Source organism: Sphingomonas yabuuchiae, from assembly GCF_014199595.1.
GTDB lineage: Bacteria > Pseudomonadota > Alphaproteobacteria > Sphingomonadales > Sphingomonadaceae > Sphingomonas > Sphingomonas yabuuchiae.
This window is the reverse complement of record NZ_JACHNX010000003.1, coordinates 263947-287048: the sequence shown is the minus strand read 5'-3', so window position 1 is coordinate 287048 and position 23102 is coordinate 263947. Positions and strand designations below refer to the sequence as shown.

The following is a 23102-nucleotide window of genomic DNA, read 5'->3' as shown; positions in this document are numbered from 1 at the left end:
CCCTCCCCTTCAGGGGAGGGGAGCAATGCGATACCGTCGCGTCTTAGCTTTCCAGCAATCGCCCCCTGATGGCGGAGACGCCGTGCCTGTGATCGAAGCGCAGGATCAGCTTTTCGTCGCCGATTGGCAGGTGAAGCGCAAAGCCGTTTCCGCTGTCCCAATCCTCCGGCGTCATCGGACCACCGGATAGATTGCGCCACTCTGCCTTGGCCAGCCAGTCGGTCCAATCCAGAGGCATGTCCCGGCGAAAAGCGCTGAGCTGTGCGACGAAATCCTCCAGCGCCGCGTCGCGAGCCTCCCAGTCGAGCCAGGTCGTCTCGTTATCCTGGGCATAGCCGTTGTTGTTGCCGTTCTGGCTGCGGCCGAACTCGTCGCCTGCGGTCAACATCGGGGTGCCGCGCGACAGGAACAATGTGGCGAGCATTGCGCGTACCGAGCGGGTGCGGGCGGCGCGAATGGCGGGATCGTCTATCGCCCCTTCCTGCCCATGGTTCCACGACACCTCGTCGCCATGCCCGTCGCGATTGTCCTCGCCATTGGCGTGGTTGTGGCGCTGGGCATAGGCGGCCAGATCGGCGAGGGTGAAGCCGTCATGCGCCGCGACGAAATTGACCGAGCGGCTGGCCGTGCTGCTGAATATATCCGCCGAGCCTGCGATCCGTGTCGCCAGATCGCCCGCCCGCCCGTCGCCGCGCCAGAAGCGGCGGACCTGATCGCGATATTTGTCGTTCCACTCCAGCCAATGCTCGGGAAAGTTGCCGAGCTGGTAGCCGCCGGGGCCGATATCCCAGGGTTCGGCGATCATGATGCGGGTCGACAGGATCGGATCGGCGGCGATCTCGGCGAAGATGGGCGCGCGGGCGTCGAAGCCCGGTCCGCGCGCCAGCACCGGCGCCAAGTCGAAGCGGAAGCCGTCCACGCCCGCCCGCGCGAAATGGCGCAGGCTGTCGAGGATCATCGCGCGGACGCCGGGGCGGCTGGCGTCGAGCGTGTTGCCGGTGCCTGCGTCGTTGATGAGCGTGCCGTCCGTCGTCCGCGCATAGGCATCCGGGTCCAGCCCGCGAAAGGACAGGGTGCCGCCATGGATGTCGCTCTCGCCCATATGGTTGAACACGAGGTCGAGGATGACGCCGATCCCGGCCTGCCGCAGCACCGCGACGGTCGAGGCCAGTTCGGCGACGCCGCCCGGCACCCGTTCCGGGCACAGCGCCATCGGCACCACCGGATTGTAACCCCAGGCATTGCGCAGGCCGAGCGGCGGCAGATGGCGCTCGTCTATCGCAGCGGTGATCGGCATGAGCTCCACCGCCGCGACGCCCAGCTTGCGCAGATGGTCCAGCACGGCGGGATGGGCGAGCGCCGCCAAGGTGCCGCGCTGTTCGGGCGGGATGGCGGGATGGCGCATGGTGAAACCGCGCACATTGAGTTCATAGATCAGCCCGCCCGGCCGGAACAGCGGCGGAGCGGGGGTGTCGGTCAGTGGCGTGACGACGCGGGCGCGGGGGACGATGTCGGCGGTGTCTTCGCCATAGGCCGCCAGACGCGGCGACTGGATGAAGGGGCGGTCGAGTTCTAGCGCGTAAGGATCGACCAGCAGCTTGGCCGGGTCGAACCACAGGTTGCGGCCCGGGTCGTATTCCCCGTGCGCGCGGTAGCCATAGAGATGGTTCGTGCCCGGGGCCGTAGTGGTCCACACATCGCCGTCGCGGGTCATGGCGAGACGGCGTTCGTCTGCGCCGTCGAACAGACATAGCTCCACCCGCTCGGCGGTCGAGCGCACGGCGAAGCGGGTGCCGCCGGGGACGGGGGTGGCACCAAGGGGTAAGGCGAGCTGATTCGTCATGCCGACAGCATTGCAATTCCTCCCCAGGAAGGGGAGGTGGCATCGCGCTAGCGATGACGGAGGGGTGTCGCGCTATCGAGAGGGTGACACCCCTCCACCACGGCTTCGCCGCAATCCCCCTCCCCTTGCAGGGGAGGAATGATGTAGGATCAGGTCACCACATCGGGTTCGGTGCGGCCGGTATGCTGGGTGATCCCTGCAATCTCGTCCGCCGCCGCGATGATGTCACCCAGCATCTCGGGCGTCTCGCGGTCGAGTTCGTCGGCCGAATAACGCTCCAGATACACTCGCAGCGTCGCGCCGCTGGTGCCGGTGCCCGACAGGCGGAACACCACACGGCTGCCGCCCACGAACAACACGCGAATGCCCTGGTTGCGGCTGACCGACTGGTCGGTCGGATCGGTATAGGCGAAGTCGTCCGCCGCCTCGACCGTCAGCCCTGCGAACGTCTCGCCCGGCAGGGTGGCCAGCTTGGCGCGCAGATCGGCCATCAGCGCATCGGCGCGCTCGCTCTCGACGCCCTCATAGTCGTGGCGCGCATAATAGTTGCGGCCATAGGTCGCCCAGTGATCGCGCGCGATCTGGTCGACCGACTTGCCCGAGGCGGCGAGGATGTTGAGCCAGAGCAGCACCGCCCACAGCCCGTCCTTCTCGCGCACATGGTCCGAGCCGGTTCCTGCGCTCTCCTCGCCGCAGATCGTCGCCATGCCTGCGTCGAGCAGGTTGCCGAAGAACTTCCAGCCGGTTGGCGTCTCATAGGCCGGGATGCCCAGCTTCTCGGCCACGCGGTCGGCGGCGGCACTGGTCGGCATCGAGCGGGCGATGCCCTTCAGGCCACCGGCATAGGCGGGCGCCAGATGCGCGTTCGCCGCCAGCATCGCCAGACTGTCCGACGGGGTGATGAAGCGCCCGCGCCCGATGATGAGGTTGCGGTCGCCGTCGCCGTCCGAGGCCGCGCCGAAATCGGGCGCGTCCGCCGCCATCATCCGGTCGTAGAGTTCCTTGGCATGGACCAGATTGGGATCGGGATGATGCCCGCCGAAATCGGGAAGCGGCGTGCCGTTCTTCACGGTACCGGCCGCGAAGCCCAGCCGCTTTTCGAGGATTTCGGTCGCGTACGGCCCGGTCACCGCGCTCATCGCGTCGAACGACATGGTAAAGCCGCCCTCGACCGCCTTTTGGATCGCGGCGAAGTCGAACAGGCTCTCCATCAGCGCGGCATAGTCGGCGACCGAGTCGATCACCTCGACCGTCATGTCCCCGACCGTCACCTCGCCCGGCGTGTCGAGGTCGATGTCGTCGGCCTCGACGGTCAGCCAGCGGCTGATCGACTTGGTGTTGGCGTGTATCGCGTCGGTCACCTTTTCCGGCGCGGGGCCGCCGTTCGAGATGTTGTACTTGATGCCGAAATCTTCTTCCGGCCCGCCCGGATTGTGGCTGGCCGACAGGACCAGACCGCCCAGCGCCTTACGCTGGCGGATCACGTTGCTGGCCGCAGGCGTCGACAGGATGCCGCCCTGGCCGACCACGACGCGGGCAAAGCCGTTCGCCGCCGCCATGCGGATCGCGACCTGGATCACTTCGCGGTTCAGGAAGCGACCGTCGCCGCCGATCACCAGCGTCTGGCCGGTCTTTTCATCGCCCAGCGCATCGAACGTCGACTGGATGAAATTCTCGGCATAGTTGCGCTGCTGAAAGACGCGAACCTTCTTGCGCAGGCCCGAGGTGCCCGGCTTCTGGTCGAGATAGGGCTCAGTCGCGACGGTCTTGATCATGGGTACCCCAGCACGGATCGATAGAGTTCGGCATAGTGGCGGCCGCTATGGTGCCAGCTATAGTCGGCATTCATGCCATTGACCTGGATGGTCCGCCATTGGTCTTGGTCGGCATAGAGTCTCATTGTGCGACGCAGCACGGCAACAATATTGTCGGCGGTGACAGTATCGAACTGAAGCCCGGTCGCCACGCCCATGGCCAGCGCGGCCTCATTGGCGTCGATGATCGTATCGGCCAGCCCGCCCGTACGCGCGACCACGGGGACGCAGCCATAGGCGAGCGCATAGAGCTGGGTCAGCCCGCACGGCTCGAACCGCGAGGGGATGACGATCGCATCGCATCCGCCCTGGAGCAGATGCGAGACCGGCTCGTCATAGCCGATGCGCACCGCGACGCGGCCCGGATGGCGGAGGGCCGCCGTGGCGAAGGCGATCTCCAGCGCCGGGTCGCCGGTGCCCAGTACGACCAGCCGTCCGCCCAGCGCCACCAGATCGTCGATCACCTCGACCAGCACGTCCATGCCCTTTTGCCAGGTCAGGCGGCTGATGACGGTGAAGATCGGGCTGTCATCCTCGTCCAGCCCGAACGCCTGTTCGACCGCGCGCTTGTTGGCGATGCGATCGTCCAGCGTGTCGACGGTGAAGGGGGCGGGCAGGGCGGGGTCGGCCTTGGGACTCCAGATGGCGGGGTCGATGCCGTTGACGATGCCGCTGACGCATTCGGCGCGCGCGGCGATCAGGCCCTCCAGCCCCATGCCATACTGAACCCGGTGGATTTCCTCGGCATAGGTCGGGCTGACCGTGGTGATCGCATCCGCCGTCCGCAGGCCCGCCTTCAGATAGCCGATCTGGCCATAATATTCGACGCCGTCGACGCTCCACGCCTCGGGGGGCAGGCCCAGATCGGGGAAGTGGTGCGCCGCGAACGAACCCTGAAAGGCGATATTGTGGATGGTGACGATGCTCTTGGCGACCTTGCCGGGGCCGGGCGCGTAATGGAGAAAGGCGGGGGCGAGCGCGGCCTGCCAGTCATGCGCGTGGAGCAGGTCGAAATCGTACCCCGGCACAGCGCCCGAGGCGAGGTCCGCGCCCGCGCGCGCCAGCACCGCGAAGCGCCGCCAATTGTCGTGCCAGTCATTTCCGCCGGTATCGACATAGGGAAGCCCCTCGCGCTCCCAAAGCTGCGGCGCCTCGATCACCAGCAGCCGGTGCGTGCCGATCATCGCCTCGCGCAGATATGCTTCGGTGCCGATGATGTGCGTCCAGTGATGGACGCGCGGGGCGTCCTCGCCGATCGCGCGCATCACCTTGGGGAAGCCGGGGATCAGCGTGGTGACGGCGATGTCGTGCGGCGCCAGGGCCTCGGGCAGCGCGCCGACCACATCGGCGAGGCCGCCGGTCTTGATGAGCGGGAACGCCTCCGAGGCGACCGACAGGACGGAAAGGGTCATGGGGACTTTCAGTTGGCCAGACGGTCGATCATCGGCTGGGTGATCAGGCAGATGCCCTTGTCGGTGCGCCGGAACCGATGCGCGTCGAGCACCGGGTCTTCCCCGACCACCAGGCCGTCGGGAATCCTGACGCCACGATCGAGGATCACCCGCCGCAACTGGGCGCCCCGTCCGATCTGGCAGAAGGGCAGGACGACGGCCTCGTTGAGCGACGCATAGCTGTGCGTGCGAACCCCGGTCGACAGCAGCGAGCGGTTGATCGACGATCCCGACACGATGCAGTCGCCCGCGATCAGGCTGGCCACCGCCGATCCGCGCCGTCCCTCGACATCATGGACGAACTTGGCGGGCGGGGTGATCTCGGCATAGGTCCAGAGCGGCCAGCTGCGGTCGTACAGGTCGAGCTGCGGCACCACGTCGGTCAGGTCCAGGCTGGCCTCCCAGTAAGCGTCCACCGTGCCGACGTCGCGCCAATAGGCGCCGGGTTCGTCCTCCGAGCGGACGCAGCTGGCGGAGAAGCGGTGCGCCTGGGCTTTGCCATGCTCGACCAGATAGGGGATGATATCCTTGCCGAAGTCGCGGCTCGACCCCGGCGTCTCGGCATCGCGACGCAGCTGCTCGAACAGGAAGGCGGTGCGGAAGACATAGATGCCCAGCGACGCCAGCGACACGCCCGGATTGCCGGGAATGGAGGGCGGATCCGCGGGCTTTTCGACGAAATCGACGATACGGTCGGTCTCGTCGACATGCATCACGCCGAACGCGCTCGCTTCCTCGCGCGAGACCTCCAGACAGGCGACGGTGACGTCGGCACCACTGTCGCAATGCTGCTGGAGCATCAGCTCATAGTCCATCTTGTAGACATGATCGCCCGCCAGGATGACCATGAATTCGGGCGCATAGCTTTCGATGATGTCGATATTCTGGAACACCGCGTCGGCCGTGCCCTCATACCATTGGAATTCGCTGATCCGCTGGCTGGCGGGCAGGATGTCGAAGCTCTCGTTGCGTTCGTCGCGCAGGAAGTTCCAGCCGCGCTGGAGGTGGCGGATCAGCGAGTGCGCCTTGTACTGGGTCGCCACGCCGATGCGGCGGATGCCCGAGTTGATCGCGTTGGACAAAGCGAAGTCGATGATCCGGGCCTTGCCGCCGAAATAGACGGCGGGCTTGGCACGGGTGTCGGTCAGTTCCATCAGGCGACTGCCACGGCCGCCCGCCAGCACATAGGCCATGGCATCGCGCGCCAGCGGTTGTCCGCGCCTCAGGTCCATCGTCCGTCTCCCGTCCCTTGTGTTCATGTCGCAACGCGCAGGCGAGGCGTTGGTATTCTTGTAAAAGTCTCGATCCAGATCAGCCGTCGAAGCGCAGCATGACAGTCGCCAGCGGCGGCAGCGTCACCCAGGCCGCGCCGTCGCTGGCATCCACGCCGCCCATATTGCCAAGGCCCGAGCCCCAATATTGCGTCGCGTCGGAGTTCAGCACCTCGGTCCAGCGGCCGTCATGCGGCAGCGGCAGGCGATAGGGCGCGCGGGCGACCGGCGTCATGTTGGCGATGACCGCGACCGGCTTTTCACCCGGTGCCTTGCGCAGCCAGGCAAAGACCGATTGCGCGCTGTCGTCGGCGACCAGCCATTCAAAACCCTCGCGCTCGCAGTCGCGGGCATGGAGCGCGGGCGTGTCGCGGTACAGGTGGTTCAGGTCGCGGACCAATGAGCGGACGCCTTCATGCGCATGGCTGCACCGCAGATGCCAGTCGAGCGGACGGTCTTCCGACCATTCCTCGCGCTGGGCGAATTCCTGGCCCATGAACAACAGCTTCTTGCCGGGATAGGCCCACATGAAGGCGTAATAGGCGCGCAGATTGGCGAATTTCTGCCAGTCGTCGCCCGCCATCTTGGTCAGCAGGCTGCCCTTGCCATGGACCACTTCGTCATGGCTGAGCGGCAGGACGAAATTCTCGTCGAAGGCGTAGTGGAGGCCGAACAGGATCTCGCCATGATGGTGCCGCCGATGCACGGGTTCGCGCGCCATGTACTGGAGCGTGTCGTGCATGAAGCCCATGTTCCACTTGAAGCCGAAGCCCAGCCCGCCGTCATGCGCGGGGGCCGAGACGCCGGGCCAGGCGGTGGACTCTTCGGCGACGGTGAAGACGCCGGGATGCTGGCCGTAAACCTGCCGGTTGACCTGGCGGAGGAACTCGACCGCTTCCCAATTCTCGCGCCCGCCCTGCTCGTTAGGCACCCACTCACCGTCCTTGCGGCTGTAGTCGCGGTAGAGCATCGAGGCGACGGCATCCACGCGAAGCCCGTCGATATGATAACGCTCGGGCCAGAACAGCGCGTTGTTGACCAGGAAGCTCGAAACCTCGCGCCGCCCGAAATTATAGATGGCGGTGTTCCAGTCGGGGTGGAAACCCTGGCGCGGGTCCTCATGCTCGTAGAGCGCGGTGCCGTCGAAATGGGACAGGCCATGCGCGTCGGTGGGGAAGTGCGCGGGCACCCAGTCGAGGATCACGCCCACCCCGGCGCGGTGCGCGCCGTCGACGAAGCGCGAAAAGCCCTCGACATCGCCGAACCGGGCCGACGGGGCATAGAGCCCGGTCGTCTGATAGCCCCAGCTCGGGTCATATGGATGCTCGGAGATGGGCAGGAATTCGATATGGGTGAACCCCATCTCCACCACATAGGGGATCAGCCGGTCGGCCAGCGCATCCCAGCTGAGATACCAGCCATTCTCGTCGCGGTCCCACGATCCGGCATGGACCTCGTAGATGCTGATCGGCACACGGCGCGGGTCGATCTTCGACCAATGCTCGCGGTGGGGGGCGTCCTTCCAGACATGCTGGGGCGGCGCGGTCGTGACCGAGGCGGTCTTGGGGCGAAGCTCGGCGGCGAAGGCGAAGGGGTCGGCCTTCATCGGCTGTTCCGCGCCATGCGGGCCGGTGATGGCGAACTTGTAGGCGCGGCCCTCGCCGATATCGGGGATGAAGATTTCCCAGACGCCGACATCCAGGCGGCGGCGCATGACGTGGCGGCCGGGGTTCCAGTCGTTAAAGTCGCCGACGACCGCGACCCGCTCGGCATTGGGGGCCCAGACGGCGAAGTGCACGCCCGCCACACCCTGATGCTCGATCAGGTGCGCGCCCATCTTGTCGTAAAGGCGGAAGTGATTGCCTTCGCCCATCAGGAAGTCGTCGAGCGGGCCGAGCACGGGGCCGAAGCTGTACGGATCGGTGATCCACCATTCCGCGCCGTGGCCGCGGGCGCGGTACTTGACCGGCTGGGCGGGGCCGTCGACCGCGCCCTCGAACAGGCCGCGCGTATCGACGCTCTTCAGGTCGCCCAGCGCCGTGCCGGACAGGTCGAAGGCCGTGACCGCCTCCGCACCCGGCACCAGCGCCCGCAGGAACGTGCCGCCCGGTCCTTCATGAGGTCCCAGCAACGCGAAGGGATCGGCGTTGCGGCCCTCGATCAGGGCATCCAGAGCGGCACGGGGTGGCTTCACATCACGTTCCAGATTTCCTCGGCATATTGCCGGATGGTGCGATCGGAGGAGAACCATCCGACTTTCGCGACATTGTGGATGGCCGAGGTCGCCCAGCCCGCCTGGTCCCGCCAGCGCGTGTCGACGCTGCGTTGCGCGGCGGCATAGGCATCGAAATCGGCGGCGACCATGAACCAGTCGCCATCGTACAGCCCGCCCATCAGCCCGGCGTAGCGGCCGGGATCATCGGGCGAGAACACGCCCGAGGCGATGGCGGAGACGGCCTGGCGCAGTTCCGGGCTGCCCTCGATCACTTTGCGCGGGTTGTAGCCATCGCGGCGCTTCTCAGCGACCTCGTCGGCGGTCAGGCCGAAGATGACGATATGATCGTCGCCGACATGTTCCTTGATCTCGACATTGGCGCCATCGAGCGTGCCGATGGTGAGCGCGCCGTTGAGGGCGAACTTCATGTTGCCGGTGCCCGACGCCTCCATGCCCGCGGTCGAAATCTGTTCGGACAGATCGGCGGCGGGAATGATCTTCTCGGCCAGGCTGACATTGTAGTTCGGGATGAACCCGACCTTCAGCAGATGGCCGACGCTCGGATCCGAATTGATCCGGCGAGCGACGTCATTGGCCAATTTGATGACCAGCTTGGCATTGTGATAGCTGGAGGCCGCTTTGCCCGCGAACAGCTTGACGCGCGGCGTCCAGTCACGCTCGGGATGGCTGCGGATCTGGTCGTACAGCGCCACCGTCTCGATGATGTTGAGCAGCTGGCGCTTATATTCGTGGATACGTTTGATCTGGACGTCGAACAACGCATCGGGGTCCACCCGAAGTCCCGTCGATTCCCGAAGATAATTCCCAAGCCCCACTTTGTTGGAACGTTTGATCGTCAGAAAGCGTTCCCTGAAATTCGCGTCCTGCGCAAATTCCGTGAGCGCTATCAATTTTTCCGCGTCATCCTCGAAACCCGGTCCGATCGCCTCGCGGATCAGCGCGGTCAGTTGCGGATTGCATTGCTGCAACCAGCGGCGCGGCGTGATGCCGTTGGTCTTGTTGTTGATCCGCGTCGGATAGAGGCGATGCAGGTCGGCGAAGACCGTCTTCTTCATCAGCTCGGTATGAAGCGCGGCGACGCCGTTGACGCTGTGGCTGCCCGCAAAGGCCAGGTTCGCCATGCGCACCCGGCGCTCGCCGCCTTCGTCGATCAGGCTGATCGCGGCGATGGCGCGGTCGTCCATGCCCTCGACGGCGCGGGCCTCGCGCAGCAGCTTGGCGTTGATCGCATAGATCAGCTGCATGTGACGTGGCAGCAGCCGCTCGAACAGGTGCAGCGGCCAGCTTTCCAGCGCCTCGGGAAGCAGCGTGTGGTTGGTATAGCCGAAGGTGCGGCGGGTGATTTCCCACGCCTCCTCGAAACCCAGATCGTGATGATCGACGAGCAGACGCATCAGCTCGGCGACCGACACCGCCGGATGGGTGTCGTTCAGCTGGATCGCCGCCTTGTCGGGCAGGGTGCGGATATCCTTGAAATACTGGATATGCCGCCGGACGATGTCCTGGAGTGAGGCGGAGGAGAAGAAATATTCCTGGCGCAGCCGCAATTCCTGCCCCGCGGGCGAGCTGTCCGAGGGGTAGAGGACGCGGACCAAAGTCTCCGCCGCCAGCTGTCCGGCCAGCGCGCCGGTATAATCGCCCGCGTTGAAGCGATCGAGCCGGATGGGGTCGATCGCCTGCGCGGTCCACAGGCGCAGCGTGTTGACCCGCTTGCCGCGCCAGCCCACGACGGGCGTATCGACCGCCACCGCCTCGACCGCCTCGGCGGGTTTCCAATGGACCGCGCCGCTCTCGGTGCCGATCACCTCGCCGCCGAAGCCGACGAAATAGGCGCTCTCGCGACGCTCGAACTCCCAGGGGTTGCCATGGCTGAGCCAGGTTTCGGGCAGTTCGACCTGCCAGCCATCGTCGATGCGCTGGCGGAACATGCCGTTCACATAACGGATGCCATAGCCATAGGCGGGCAGGTCGAGGCTGGCGAGGCTTTCCATGAAGCACGCGGCCAGTCGGCCGAGGCCGCCATTGCCCAGCGCCGCGTCGGGTTCGATCTCCTCCAGCTCGGCGAGGTCGACGCCCAGGGTCTGAAGCGCGCCCGCCACCTGCGCCATCACGCCCATATTGGACAGCGCGTCACGCAGCAGCCGGCCGATCAGGAACTCCAGGCTGAGATAATAGACCCGCTTGGCACCCGCCGCATGGGCTTCGCGGGTGGAGGCCATCCAGCGTTCGATGATGTCGTTGCGGACGGTCAGGATGGTTGCGGCCAACCAGTCGTGCCGCCGCGCATTGGCGGCGTCCTTGCCGATCCGGTGCACCAGCGTGTCGACAATGGCGTCGGCCAGCGGCCCGGTGTCGTCGACATGCAAGGTGGTGATGGTGGTCGTCATTGATTCGGGCGTCCCTGTCGATCCAGTTGCACCCAGATTAGTCGCGTAAGGGGTGAAGTCACGCGGCATTCCTTCGCAACTGCGAAAACGAGATCAGCCCGTTGCCAGACCCCACAACAAGGTCAGGTTAAGGCCGATGATGATCGCCGCAATGATCCACGCTAAGATGCGCAGCCATACGGGACTGGCAAAGGGCCCCATCATCCCCTTGTTCGCGGTGAAGCGGACCAGCGGCACCACCGCGAAAGGCAGTTGCAGGCTGAGGATGACCTGGCTGAGGACCAGCAGCTTGGTCGCGCCCGCCTGACCACTGGCCCCCACGACCAGCACGGCGGGGACGATCGCCAGCCCGCGCGTGATCAGCCGCCGCAGCCAGGGCGCGAGCCGCAGGTCGAGGAAGCCCTCCATCACGATCTGCCCGGCGAGTGTCCCCGTGACGGTCGAGTTCTGGCCCGAGGCGAGCAGCGCCACGCCGAACACCACGCTCGCCGCGCCCGCGCCCAGCATCGGGGCGAGCAGCCGGTACGCCTGGTCGATCTCGGCGACATCGGTGCGGCCTGCGACATGGAAGGTGGCCGCCGCCACGATCAGGATCGCGGCATTGATGAAGAAGGCGAAGAACAGCGCCACCGTGCTGTCGATCGTTGCCATCTTGATCGCATCGCGCTTGCCTTCGGTGGTCAGGCCGAAGGCGCGGGTCTGCACCACCGAGGAATGGAGGTAGAGATTATGCGGCATCACCGTCGCGCCCAATATGCCGATCGCGATGTAGAGCATCGCCGGGTCGGTCACGATCCGCGTCGTCGGAATGAAGCCCGCCATGACGGCGCCCGGATCGGGGCGCGAGGCGATCAGCTCATAGAGGAAGCAGCCGCCGATGATGAGGAGCAGCGCGATGATGAACGCCTCGACCTTCCTGAATCCGTAACGCTGGAGCGCCAGGATCAGGAAGACGTCGAACCCGGTGATGAGCACGCCCCAGACCAGCGGCAGGTCGAACAGCAGTTGCAGCGCGATGGCGGTGCCCAGCACCTCGGCCAGGTCGCAGGCGATGATCGCGATCTCGCAGAGCAGCCAGAGGATGCGCGAAACCGGCTTGGAGTATGCCGCCCGGCACGCCTGTGCCAGGTCCAGCCCGGCGGCGATCCCCAGCCGCGCCGACAGCGCCTGCAGGATCATCGCCATGATGTTGGACAGCAGGATGACCGACAGCAGCGCATAGCCATAGGCCGAACCGCCCGCGATGTCGGTCGCCCAGTTGCCGGGATCCATATAGCCGACCGCGACCAGATAGCCGGGTCCGGCAAAGGCGAACAACCGCCGCAGGAAGGACGCGCCCTCCGGTATGGCGATCGAACGATGGCTTTCGGCAAGCGAGCGGGTGGCGGGCGTGGCTACGGTCATCGACCTTCAGATGTGACGGAGTTTCCAAAAACCGACAACCCGCCAAAGCGTTGCGCGATACAACAATCCTCGTCCCAGGAAGGATTTAGAGCGGATCGACATTCAGCCGTGCCCTTCTTCCCTCGCCCCTCATAGAGGGGAGAGGGTTGCGCAGACTTGGTCTTTGCAAAAGCAAAGGCTTAGTCGGAGCTGGGTGAGGGGTGCTGCGCTCGCATCCGCGAGCGCGCGAGCCTTTGGCTCGCTCGACCCCTCACCCAAGCTACGCTAGCCAGCACGCTGGCAAGCTCCGCTAACCCTCTCCCCTGTCCAGGGGAGAGGGAAGAGGGGGGCTGAATGTCGATCGATTTTAGAGAGAAGACCCCACCACCGCACAGGCCAGTGCCATCAGCAAACCGGCAAAGCGATTCGATCGGAAGCGGTGAAGCGCCCCCGTGCCATCGTCTGGCTTCAACGTCGCCACCTGCCACCCGAGATGCAGCGCCACCGGCACCAGTGCCGCAAGGGCAATCACGTCCGGTCGCACCAGCCAGATCGCCCCCGCCCAGCACAGCACCGCCGCAAGGTAGAACGCCCCGACCCCCGGCTTCACATGCGCGCCCATACGCAGCGCGGACGAGCGCACCCCGATCAGCGCATCATCCTCGCGGTCTTGCAGCGCATAGATGGTGTCATAGCCGATCACCCAGGCGATCGACCCCGCATAAAGCAGCCACAAAGGTGCCGAGAGCGAACCCGCCACCTCGGCCCAGCCGACCAGCGCAGCCCAGCTGAACACCATGCCCAGCCACGCCTGCGGCCACCAGGTGATCCGCTTCATGAACGGATAGGCCGCGACCGGCGCCAGGCTGGCCACCGCGACGATCGCGGCGAGCGGGCGAAGCTGGACGAGGACGACCAGCCCGATCAGGCAGAGCGCGACCAGCCAGATCGCCGCCAGCTTCACCGATACCAGCCCCGACGGGATCGGCCGCGCCCGTGTCCGCGCCACCTGGGCATCCAGATCGCGGTCGACGATGTCGTTGAACACGCATCCCGCCCCGCGCATCGCGATCGAGCCGAGCAGGAACCACAAGATCAGCGGCCAGCGATCCGGCAGCCCGCCCGCCAACGCGATCGCCCAGACGCCGGGCCAGAACAGCAGCCACCAGCCGATCGGCCGGTCGAACCGGGCCAGCAGCGCCAGCCCGCGCAGCCGGGGCGGCAGCCGCCCGACCAGTCCCTTATGCTCGCTATCGGGTACGATCTCGACGGTCATGGGCTCGATGGTCATGGCATGCGGCCTATGACCGCGACCCGTGGCGCGCAAGGGCGTTCGCCGCTATCGTCTGCCCGTGTCTTCCCGCCATAGCCTCGCCTCATGATCGGCCTGTCGGTCGCGGTCGGCCGTTTCGTCGAGGCGTTGTTCTGGGCGATCCTGCGCGTCGCCGGGATGGTCGGCGGCGTGGTCCTGCTCGTCGGCGTCGTGCTGGGCGTGATGTGGTGGGCGATCCGGCGGCGGCGTTAGGCCCCCAGCAGCGCCAGCTGCGAGCGGATGACGTCCAGATTATGCTGCGCCAGATGGCTGCCGCGCCCCGCCACGCTGCCTTCCAGCTCGGGACGCTCGCCAATCGCCAGGCAGCGTTGCCAGGACCCTTCCGCCAAGGGCAGCCAATGCCCGATCGCATTGGCCGGATCGGCCATGGCCCGGTCGAGCAGCAGGTCGCCGAGCACGAAGAAGAAGTCGGGTGATTCCGGCCAATGCGGCATTTCCCGGTCGGCCAGCGCCAGCGCCTCGTCCAGCCGCCCGGCCTTTGTCAGGACCGTGATCGCCGTGACGACCAGCTCGTGCCGCCAGTTCGCATCCGCCGGAGTCAGCGCCAGGGACTGCGTGAAATGGGTGCAGGCCGCATCCAGATCGTCACGCATCCGGGCGTCGCGGGCGATCTGGTAATGAAGGTACGGATCGTCCGGCTGCTCGGCGAGATCGCGCAGCAACAGGATATGGTTGCGGTTCCGCTTGGGGGCGATCTGCGCGGCCAGATAGCCGTCATGCGCCACATGCAGGGGCAGGGGAACGCGCGGCAGCGGTGACGCGACCTGTTCGTGCACGCGGCCCTGATAGTGCGCGCCGCGCGGGATCAGCCGGGTGATCCAACTGCGCGTCGCCGTCTCGCCATCGTCATGCTGGTTATGGATGCAAACCCGCCCCAGCCGCGCCGGGCCGTCGCACCATTCGCGCAAGAGCTCGCCGCCCGTGACCAGCCATTCGTCGGCATCCAGCATCAGCGCCCAGTCGCTGTCGGCCAGATCGAGCAGATGATTGCGCGCGATCGAGAAGCTCTCCGGCCAGGGCAGGTGATGGACCTCGGCCCCGGCGGCCTGGGCGATGGCAACGCTATCGTCGGTCGATCCGGTATCGAGGACGACCATCTTGTCGACCCAGGGCGCGACGCTCCCCAGACAGCGCGCCAGGCAGCGCGCCTCGTTTCGGACGATCAGGGTCGCAGCGATCGATACGGGTGGGGACATGATCCGCCTTGAGGCACAGCGATCGTAAACAATGCCCTAAGGCTCTGATTTCAGGCGACCAGCGTCGCCAGCTGCGACCGCACGATGTCGAGGTTCTGCTGCGGCAGATAGCTGCCGCGTCCGGCGACGCTGCCGTCCAGATCGGGTCGCTCGCCGATTGCGAGACAGCGTTCCCAGGCCCCTTGCGCCAGCGGCAGCCAGTGGTCGATCGCCTGTGCGGGGTCGGCCAGCGCCTGATCGAACAATATGTCCCCCAGTACGCAGAAATAGTCGGGCGAGTGCTGCCAATGCGGGAATTCGGCATCGGCCAGCGCCAGCGCCTCGTCGCGCCGCCCCATATAGGCCATCAGCGTCATGGCGCTCGTGACCAGCGGGTGCCGCCACCCGGCATCGCGCGGCGCGGTCGCCAGGGCGCGCTGCAGATAGTCGCAGGCGGTCGGAAGATCGCGCCGCGCCTGCGCTTCCATGCCGAACTGGAACATCAGATAGGGATTGTCCGGCTGCTCGGCGAGTTCGCGCTGCAACAGCTGGTAATTGCGGTCGATCTTCCTGGCCTTCTGGGCCGCGAGATAGCCGTCATGGCCGATATGGAGCGGGGTAGGGGTGATCGGCAGGGGAGAGACGACCTGTTCGTGGATGCGCCCCTCATAATAGGTGCCGCGCGGTAACAGACGGGCAATCCAGCTGCGCGTCGGGTGGGGGCTGCCATCCGTCTCGTTCTCGATGCAGACCGACCCCAGTCGCGGCGGCCCGGCGCACCAGCGACGAAGCTGCTCGCCGCCCGCGCTGATCCACTCGTCGGCGTCGAGCATCAGGTTCCAGTCGGCATCGGCGCAGGCCATCACATGGTTGCGCGCCTCGGCGAAATCGTCCGGCCAGGGCAGGTGATGCACCTCGGCGCCCGCCGCCTTGGCGATGGCCACGGTTCGGTCGGTCGAACCCGTGTCGAGCACGACGATGCGGTCCACGAACGGGGCGACGCTTTCCAGACAGCGCGCGAGGCAGCGCGCCTCGTTCCGGACGATCAGGGTCGCGGCGATACGGGGGGCAGGGGGCAACATCCTGGGCGATCCTCGACGCTGGGGATTTGCTCACACGCTATCCCCGCCCCCGTGAAGATTTGCCTAATGCGGCCGTAACCCAATTTGGCCAGCCGCCCGTCCTCCAGCGCAGCCATGTCGAACGGGAACAGGATCTCCGGGTCGGGCGCCTTCACGCCGCCCGCGATATCGGCGGGGGCGATGCCGCGTAGGATGTGGCGGATGATCGCGATCCGGGCATCCTTCTTGTCGTCGGCGCGCGCGACATGCCAGGGTGCGAAGGGGGTGTGGGTGCGGGTCAGCATCGTGTCGCGTGCCGCCGAATAATCGGCCCATTTGGCCTGCGCGACCTTGTCCATGTCCGACACTTTCAGCGCCTTGAGCGGATCGGTGCGCCGCGCCTCCAGCCGCTCTTCCTGTTCCTTCTTCGAGATGTCGAGCCAGATCTTGACCAGCCTGATGCCGCTTTCGACCAGCATCCGTTCGAAATCGGGGGCGTCGCGCAGGAACGCCTCCTGCTCGGTGGCGGTGGAGAAGCCCATCACCACCTCGACGCCTGCACGATTGTACCAGCTGCGGTTGAAGATCACGATTTCCCCGGCGGCGGGCAGGTGCGTGGCGTAGCGCTGGAAATACCATTGCGTGCGTTCGCGGTCGGACGGCTTGGGCAGTGCGACCACGCGGGTGGCGCGGACCGAGAGATGTTCGGTGATCCGCTTGATCGTGCCGTCCTTGCCCGCCCCGTCGCGGCCTTCCAGCACGATCACCACGCGTTCGTCCGATCCCGCCATCGCCATCTGGGTGCGTACCAGCGCGAGTTGCAGCGATTCCAGTTCCTCTTGGTAATGTTTGCCCATCGTCCGTCCTTTCGCGACAGACAACACCCGAAGCCGCAAAAGTGGCAAGTGCCGCGCGACCCGTGTAAGCGAGGCCCATGCCCGCTACCCCCGCCTGGCCGCCGCAATCCACGCCCCGCCTGTTCGTCGACCAGCCCCTGGCCGAGGGGCCGATCCGCATCGACGGCCCGGCGGCGCATTATCTGGTGTCGGTGATGCGGACCAAGGTCGGCGATCCGGTCAAGCTGTTCGACGACCGGACCGGCGAGTGGCTGGGCATCGCCGCCTCGGTCGGCAAGCGCGACCTGACGCTGGACGTGACGGAAATGCTTCGCGAGCGTGAGGCGGTGCCCGATCTGTGGCTATGCGCCGCGCCGCTGAAAAAAGGTCGGGTCGACTGGCTGGCGGAAAAGGCGTGCGAGCTGGGCGTGGCAAGGCTGGTCCCCGTCGTCACCCGCCGTACCGTGGTTGACAAGCCCAATACCGAACGGCTGCGTGCGCACATGATCGAAGCGGCCGAACAATGCGGCCGCACCGCGCTGCCCGAGGTGGCCGAGCCGGTGAAGCTGGCGGCGCTGCTGCGCGACTGGTCGCCGGAACGCGCGCTGTTCTTCGCCGACGAGACCGGCGGCGTGCCCGCACTGGAGGCGATGCGCGCGCATAACGGCCCGGCGGCGATCCTGATCGGGCCCGAGGGCGGTTTCGACGCGGAGGAGCGCGAGGCGATCCGCGCACATCCCGCCGCCATCGGCATCGGCCTGGGCCCCCGTATCCTGCGCGCCGATACTGCGGCGGCGGCGGCGGTGTCCCTCTGGATGGCGGCGGCGGGGGACTGGCGTTGATTCAGCCTATGGCGTGGACGCGCGCGCCCGCGTAAGGCGCGGTTCATGAGCACCAAGACCGCGAGCACAGCCAAGAGCGCCATCATCGAGTCGCGCGACCAGTTGATCGCCAGCTTCGCGCGCGGCGAAAAACCCAGCGATCGCTGGCGGATAGGGACCGAGCACGAGAAGTTCGTCTATGCGCTGGGCGATCATCACGCGCCGTCCTACGACGAAGCCTCGGGCATCCGGGCGCTGCTTGGGCAACTGGAGCAATATGGCTGGGCACCGGTCATGGAGGGCGGCAACGTCATCGCGCTGACCGGCGCGGACGGCTCGATCAGCCTGGAGCCTGCGGGCCAGTTCGAATTGTCGGGCGCGCCGCTCGACAATCTGCACCAGACCTGTGCCGAGACGGGGCGCCACCTGCAACAGGTGAAGGCGGCGGGCGACAAGCTGGGCGTCGGTTTCCTGGGGCTGGGCATGTGGCCGGACAAGACCCGCGCCGAGCTGCCCATCATGCCCAAGGGTCGCTATGCGATCATGCTGCGCCACATGCCGCGCGTCGGCTCGCTCGGCCTCGACATGATGCTGCGGACGTCGACGATCCAGGTGAACCTCGACTACGCGTCCGAGGCGGACATGGTGAAGAAGTTCCGCGTCGGCTTGGCGCTCCAGCCGCTGGCGACTGCCTTGTTCGCCAACTCGCCCTTCACCGAAGGCAAGCCCAACGGCAAGCTGTCCTTCCGCAGCCATATCTGGTCGGACACCGACCCGGCGCGCACCGGCATGCTGCCCTTCGTGTTCGAGGAGGGTTTCGGCTATGAGCGCTATGCCGACTATGCGCTCGATGTGCCGATGTACTTCGTCTACCGCGAGGGCAAGTATATCGACGCGGCGGGTCTGTCGTTCCGCGACTTCCTGAAGGGCGAGCTGTCGGTCCTGCCCGGCGAGCTGCCGACGATCGACGACTGGAACGATCACCTCTCGACCGCCTTCCCCGAAGTGCGGTTGAAGACCTTCCTGGAGATGCGCGGCGCCGATGGTGGTCCGTGGAACCGCATCTGTGCGCTGCCCGCGCTCTGGGTCGGGTTGTTGTACGACAACGGCGCGCTGGATGCGGCATGGGATCTGGTCAAGGACTGGTCGCTCGACGAGCGGCAGGCGCTGCGCGACTCGGTGCCCGAGCTGGCGCTGGACGCGCCGCTGCCGGGGGGCGGGCGGTTGCGCGATATCGCGGGCGAGGTGCTCGATATCGCGCATGCCGGGTTGGCGGCGCGCGGGCGGTTGAACGGGGCGGGGGATAACGAGACCGGCTTCCTCGATCCGCTGCGCGAGATCGTCCGCTCGGGCAAGGTGCCTGCGCAGGTGCTGCTCGACCGCTATCATGGCGAATGGGGCGGCGACATCTCGCGGGTGTATGGCGAGGCGAGCTTTTAATGACGGTCTTCGCGCTCTGGATGATCGCCGCCGTCGGGGCTTCGGTGTTCTGTCTGGTGCGCGGTGTTCTGGATTGTCGGCGCGGGCATTATGTCTGGGGGGTCTTGGGGATCGCCAGTGGGCTGATCCTGGCGTTCATGCCGATCCAGACCCATGCCGTGAAGGTGGACCTTCCCGTCGAAGGCCAAGGTCCTACCCCCGCCCCAAAACCCAGCTGAAGAATCGCGGCACCACTCCGTACCGCTCCATCCAGTCATAATAATCCCGATAGGCCGGATCGGCCGACAGATGCCGCTCCTCGGTCCGCGCGCGCCAGTAATAGATCCCGCTGACCACCCCGAGCAGCAACGTGCTGCGGCCTGCATCCACCCAGGTCCCGGTCGACAGGATCGGGATCGTCGCGATCCACCAGAAGATGTTCTTCGACAGATAGGCCGGGTGCCGCGACACCGCATAGGGCCCGTGGGTCAGGATGCCCCGGTGCGTCAAGTTGGAAAAGCGGATGCCGAACGCCACGGTCGACCAGGCATAGATGGCAGTCAGGGCGACCAGCACCGCGCCCGTCACCGCCAGCACCAGCGGGTGCCCCGCGAACCAGTAGCTCCACTCGGCGGTCCCCGGCCGATAGTTGAGCGGCCCATTATCGCCCATCAGGATCGTCGGCGGATAACAGATCAGCGCTGCCGCCCAGGCCGCCGCATAAGGATTGGCCGAGCGGATATGCGCATCGAGCGGCCGCATGGTCAGCATGTACCCGATCGTCGCAAAGGCAACGTCGATCAGGAACATCAGCGTGATCAGCCAATTGGCCAGCGCCACCGGATCGTGCAGCGCGACGCTCAGGTCGGTCCGCACGAACGTCCCGAACCCGCCCGGCACCACGCCGAGCATGAAGGGCAGGAAGAACGCCTTCACCGCCCAGGATCGCAGATGCGCGTAGATGGCGTGCCGATCAACGCCCGGCTGCCCGGTCAGCCATGTGCCCAGCATCCACGCACCGTCCTTCGGCTCGACCAGCCGCCGGTCGAGCCAGATGACGTACGGGATGGACAGCAGGAACAACACCGGCGCGATCCAGCCCAGGCACCACATGGCAAAGGCGAAAATCCCCTGCCAATAGAAGCGCCCCGTCGCGAAGATCAGCGCGATCCCGCCGAATGTCGCCCACAGCCCCGCCAGCTTGGTCAGGCTGATGTCCAGCGTCTCACGGGCGGGACGGGGATTCGTCCAGTCGATCCCGGTCGAGGCATGGCGATGCACCTTGTCGACCAGTATCGACCAGAGCAGCATCGGCACACCCGCACAGACCAGATGCAGCAACGCCGCATAAGGCCCGTCGAGATGCCGCCACCGCGCGAAAGCGATCCAGCCCAGCGAACCCGCCAGCCCGGCCAGCCCGACACCCCGACTGACGGCGGAGCGGGGACGCGGCGGGCGCGGGGAGTGCGGGGCGGAATCGGCCATGGAATGCAGGCTTTAGCGTAATTCGGTAAGCAAGGCGTTAGGGTGGATCGACATGCAGCTATGCCCTTCTTCCCTCGCCCCTCGCAGAGGGGAGAGGGTTGCACAGACTTGGCCTTTGCGAAAGCAAAGGCTTGGTCGGAGCTGGGTGAGGGGTGGAGCGCTCGCTGGCCGAGCGCGCGAGCCGTTCGGCTCGCTCAACCCCTCACCCAAGCTGCGCTAGCCAGCAAGCTGGCAAGCTTCGCTAACCCTCTCCCCTGTCCAGGGGAGAGGGAAGAAGGGGGAGGATGAATGTCGATCGGTTCCAGGAAGATCATTCCTCCGCCGTCGCCAGAATCTGCGCGACCTCTTCGGCGGTAATCCCGAACGCCGCCGCCAGCCCCGACAGCGACGCCCCCCGCTTGGACAATTCGCGAATCCGCCCCTCGTCGACCACCGTGGCGTATCCCCGCGTATCGCGCTGCTCGCGCACCACGTCCTTGCGACCCGAGGTGCGGTGGCGCTTGGCGGCGGCGGCATGGGGGTCCCTGGCGGCGGCGGCTTCCTCCGCCTCGCGCCGGGCGGCGCGTTCGGCTTCGCGGGCCAGCGTCTCGCGTTCGCGCAACGCGGCGCGCGCCTCCATCCGCCCGGCCATCAGCGTGCTGCGCTCGCCCGCCCGTGCCTCGCGCGCCTTGGCCCGTGCGGCGGCGCGCTCCTCCAAACTGTCATTCGTCCGGACGCGCAGTCCGCCGCGCGGCGGCGTCACGCCCCAGCTGTCATCGACCATGTCTTGCCTCAAATTCCGAGGTCGCCGTCTATAACGACGCGGCCCCGCCCCGCCAGAGGGCGTGCGCATCGCCATCGAAACCGGCGGCATTGGCAACCAGCGGGCGATCTGCTTGTTATTGATGCAGATATAGAATGGGAGGATGGTGATGAACCCGATGCTGGACCCCGATCTCATGGAGTTCATGGACGACGAGTCGCTGCTACTGGCCTTCGCCATGGCCAGTGCCGAGCCCGGCGGCGGCGATGCCCAGGCGATCCAGGCCGAGATGACCCGACGGGGCCTGCGCCCGATCGCGGCCATGCCGGGGCTGCTCGACGTGGCACGTACCGACCACCGGAGCACACAGCTTCGCCTCTAACGCGCCGCCGTCGTCGGCCGCCATGACGATAAAGGGCCACGCTCGACAGACTTGCGCAAATGCGTCAGCTTGCCCCGATAATGGGGGGATGAGCGATGAAATGGTTGCGCGGGATCACGGTGGCGATGGCCATGCTTTGGGCCTTGCCGGTATCCGCCGACAGCTGGGCGCCGCCGACGAAGGAAACCTATCGATCCGCTGACGGCAATGTGCGCTTCACCGTGGTTCCGCGCGGATTGCAGGATCAGCTTGCCTATTTCACCGACAAGGTGAAGGGCAGGGAACCGGCCGGGCAACGGCGCGGTGCCGCATCCTATGCGAGAGGGCTGTGGGAACGGCGTTCCGGCACGACCTGGATCCGCATCTGGGAGGGGCGCCTGGTCAACGACGTGTCGCCCGTGAGTGCCCTGGTCGCCGATGACGGACGCTATGTGGTCACGTTCGACAATTGGCATTCCAAGGGCTTCGGCGACAATGTCGTCGTCATCTACCGCGCCGATGGGACGGTGGTTCGGTCGCTGAGGCTCGCCGATATCATGCCCGAGGATTATGTCCGGATCCTGCCCCGGAGCGTCAGTTCGCTCTGGTGGAGCGGCAAGCACAGCCTGTCGCCGGACGGCCGGTCCGTCATCCTGAAGATCGTCATACCCGGCTCGTCACATGGCGCTACCGAGCCCCGGGGCTATCTCGACGTTCCGGTCGAGCTTGCGACGGGAACGGTCGCTCCCCTGGCGGGGCCGAACTGGGACATGGCCCAGGCGGTGGCGGCCCCCTTGATCGCATCGGCCAAGGAGAGCGAGGCGGAAGACCGCGCCCGAACCCTCGCGCCTCTCACGGCGCCGACGGGCACCGCCGAACTGGAGTGGACGCGCTATATGTGTGCGGCGGCCGAGCGCCTCGCTTCCCCGCCGGGTGTCAGCATCGGACTGGGGACCGAATGGGTCCTGCCTCCAGCCGGCGACCCGCAGTTTGCCGAGAATGCCGAGCTCATCCGGTCCCTTTTCATGGAGCCGAGCGAGAAGGAGGACTATCAATTCTCCAGCCCGAACGCACCCGATGCCCTGGCCCGCTTGCTGATCGACAGCGCGTCACACGGACGGCCCGGGTCGCTCGCCGGATCTCGCCTGTTCATCGCCTTGCCCGCGTCGCAGGCCGAACCCGTTCGCACCGCCCTGAAACGCTCGGGAGCGACCGTCATTCTCTTCGACCCGGCACAGCCGATACCGCAGCGCCCGGAGGTCCTGCGGCAACTGGGCGTCGCCCCCGATCAGGTCGACGCCGAGGTCGCCAAGGCGGAAGCCGCCGCACGCCAGTACAAGGCCGAGGCCGCACGCCTGAAGGCGCTCGCCCCGCCGGAACCCGCAGTGGCGAAGCCCGAGGAAGACGACGCGCAGATGGATGCACTGGCCGATGCCATGGAGATGGAAGCCGACAAGCTCGAAAAGGGGAATTGATCGGGGTCG

19 protein-coding genes are annotated in these 23102 nt (G+C 66.5%); 6 read left to right on the top strand and 13 right to left on the bottom strand.

Annotated features, from left to right (window positions below; genetic code table 11):
- Positions 1-43: 43 nt before the first annotated feature.
- From glgX to ubiA, 8 genes are all read right to left on the bottom strand, one after another.
- Positions 44-1843 (bottom strand): glycogen debranching protein GlgX, encoded by a 1800-nt coding sequence (gene glgX / locus GGQ89_RS06730; protein ID WP_184105061.1) that lies wholly within the window; start codon positions 1841-1843, stop codon positions 44-46.
- 149 nt (positions 1844-1992) lie between these two features.
- Complete coding sequence (locus tag GGQ89_RS06725) at positions 1993-3618, bottom strand: alpha-D-glucose phosphate-specific phosphoglucomutase (RefSeq protein WP_184105059.1); 1626 nt, start codon at positions 3616-3618, stop codon at positions 1993-1995.
- Positions 3615-5069: a glycogen synthase GlgA gene (gene glgA / locus GGQ89_RS06720; RefSeq protein WP_184105057.1), complete on the bottom strand. Its 1455-nt coding sequence runs from the start codon at positions 5067-5069 to the stop codon at positions 3615-3617. The genes GGQ89_RS06725 and glgA overlap by 4 nt, the downstream gene beginning before the upstream one ends.
- An 8-nt stretch (positions 5070-5077) precedes the next feature.
- Complete coding sequence (gene glgC / locus GGQ89_RS06715) at positions 5078-6340, bottom strand: glucose-1-phosphate adenylyltransferase (RefSeq protein WP_184105055.1); 1263 nt, start codon at positions 6338-6340, stop codon at positions 5078-5080.
- A gap of 79 nt (positions 6341-6419) precedes the next feature.
- Complete coding sequence (gene glgB, locus GGQ89_RS06710; protein ID WP_184105054.1) at positions 6420-8573, bottom strand: 1,4-alpha-glucan branching protein GlgB; 2154 nt, start codon at positions 8571-8573, stop codon at positions 6420-6422.
- A complete protein-coding gene (locus GGQ89_RS06705; RefSeq protein WP_184105052.1) occupies positions 8570-11002 on the bottom strand; it encodes a glycogen/starch/alpha-glucan phosphorylase in 2433 nt (810 codons plus the stop codon). The genes glgB and GGQ89_RS06705 overlap by 4 nt, the downstream gene beginning before the upstream one ends.
- 93 nt (positions 11003-11095) lie before the next feature.
- On the bottom strand, positions 11096-12406 hold the full coding sequence (locus tag GGQ89_RS06700; RefSeq protein ID WP_184105050.1) for an Nramp family divalent metal transporter: 1311 nt from the start codon (positions 12404-12406) through the stop codon (positions 11096-11098).
- A gap of 346 nt (positions 12407-12752) precedes the next feature.
- Positions 12753-13661, bottom strand: coding sequence for a 4-hydroxybenzoate octaprenyltransferase (ubiA, locus tag GGQ89_RS06695; RefSeq protein ID WP_184105132.1), 909 nt, complete (start codon positions 13659-13661; stop codon positions 12753-12755).
- Positions 13662-13763: 102 nt separating this feature from the next.
- Here ubiA and GGQ89_RS06690 point away from each other — a divergent pair, with 102 nt between their 5' ends.
- A complete protein-coding gene (locus tag GGQ89_RS06690; RefSeq protein ID WP_167345453.1) occupies positions 13764-13910 on the top strand; it encodes a hypothetical protein in 147 nt (48 codons plus the stop codon).
- On the opposite strand, the gene GGQ89_RS06685 is transcribed toward GGQ89_RS06690, so the two are convergent.
- From GGQ89_RS06685 to ppk2, 3 genes are read right to left on the bottom strand one after another with little or no spacing between them, the layout of a single operon-like run.
- Positions 13907-14914, bottom strand: coding sequence for a glycosyltransferase family 2 protein (locus GGQ89_RS06685; RefSeq protein WP_221238873.1), 1008 nt, complete (start codon positions 14912-14914; stop codon positions 13907-13909). The genes GGQ89_RS06690 and GGQ89_RS06685 overlap by 4 nt on opposite strands.
- 50 nt (positions 14915-14964) lie before the next feature.
- Entirely contained in the window at positions 14965-15975 is a 1011-nt protein-coding gene (locus GGQ89_RS06680) for a glycosyltransferase family 2 protein (protein ID WP_184105048.1), read from the bottom strand.
- Positions 15939-16811 carry a polyphosphate kinase 2 gene (gene ppk2 / locus GGQ89_RS06675; RefSeq protein ID WP_240456524.1) on the bottom strand — a complete coding sequence of 291 codons (873 nt, stop codon included), beginning with the start codon at positions 16809-16811 and terminating at the stop codon, positions 15939-15941. Before ppk2 ends, GGQ89_RS06680 begins: the two co-directional genes overlap by 37 nt.
- Before the next feature lie 77 nt (positions 16812-16888).
- Between ppk2 and GGQ89_RS06670 the strand changes: the two genes are divergently transcribed.
- The 3 genes from GGQ89_RS06670 to GGQ89_RS06660 are packed head-to-tail and all read left to right on the top strand — an operon-like array spanning position 16889 to position 19269.
- Positions 16889-17632 (top strand): 16S rRNA (uracil(1498)-N(3))-methyltransferase, encoded by a 744-nt coding sequence (locus tag GGQ89_RS06670; protein ID WP_184105046.1) that lies wholly within the window; start codon positions 16889-16891, stop codon positions 17630-17632.
- A gap of 45 nt (positions 17633-17677) precedes the next feature.
- Positions 17678-19051 carry a glutamate--cysteine ligase gene (locus GGQ89_RS06665; RefSeq protein ID WP_184105045.1) on the top strand — a complete coding sequence of 458 codons (1374 nt, stop codon included), beginning with the start codon at positions 17678-17680 and terminating at the stop codon, positions 19049-19051.
- A complete protein-coding gene (locus GGQ89_RS06660; RefSeq protein WP_240456525.1) occupies positions 19051-19269 on the top strand; it encodes a hypothetical protein in 219 nt (72 codons plus the stop codon). The genes GGQ89_RS06665 and GGQ89_RS06660 overlap by 1 nt, the downstream gene beginning before the upstream one ends.
- On the opposite strand, the gene GGQ89_RS06655 is transcribed toward GGQ89_RS06660, so the two are convergent.
- Together GGQ89_RS06655 and GGQ89_RS06650 are read right to left on the bottom strand one after the other, a co-directional pair.
- Complete coding sequence (locus GGQ89_RS06655; RefSeq protein WP_184105043.1) at positions 19244-20515, bottom strand: methyltransferase family protein; 1272 nt, start codon at positions 20513-20515, stop codon at positions 19244-19246. The two genes, GGQ89_RS06660 and GGQ89_RS06655, sit on opposite strands and share 26 nt — an antisense overlap.
- Positions 20516-20825: 310 nt before the next feature.
- Positions 20826-21278: a hypothetical protein gene (locus GGQ89_RS06650; protein ID WP_184105041.1), complete on the bottom strand. Its 453-nt coding sequence runs from the start codon at positions 21276-21278 to the stop codon at positions 20826-20828.
- A 148-nt stretch (positions 21279-21426) separates the two neighbouring features.
- Between GGQ89_RS06650 and GGQ89_RS06645 the strand changes: the two genes are divergently transcribed.
- Both GGQ89_RS06645 and GGQ89_RS06640 read left to right on the top strand, forming a co-directional pair.
- Positions 21427-21639: a hypothetical protein gene (locus tag GGQ89_RS06645; RefSeq protein WP_184105039.1), complete on the top strand. Its 213-nt coding sequence runs from the start codon at positions 21427-21429 to the stop codon at positions 21637-21639.
- Positions 21640-21734: 95 nt separating this feature from the next.
- Positions 21735-23093: a hypothetical protein gene (locus tag GGQ89_RS06640; RefSeq protein ID WP_184105037.1), complete on the top strand. Its 1359-nt coding sequence runs from the start codon at positions 21735-21737 to the stop codon at positions 23091-23093.
- Positions 23094-23102: the final 9 nt, after the last annotated feature.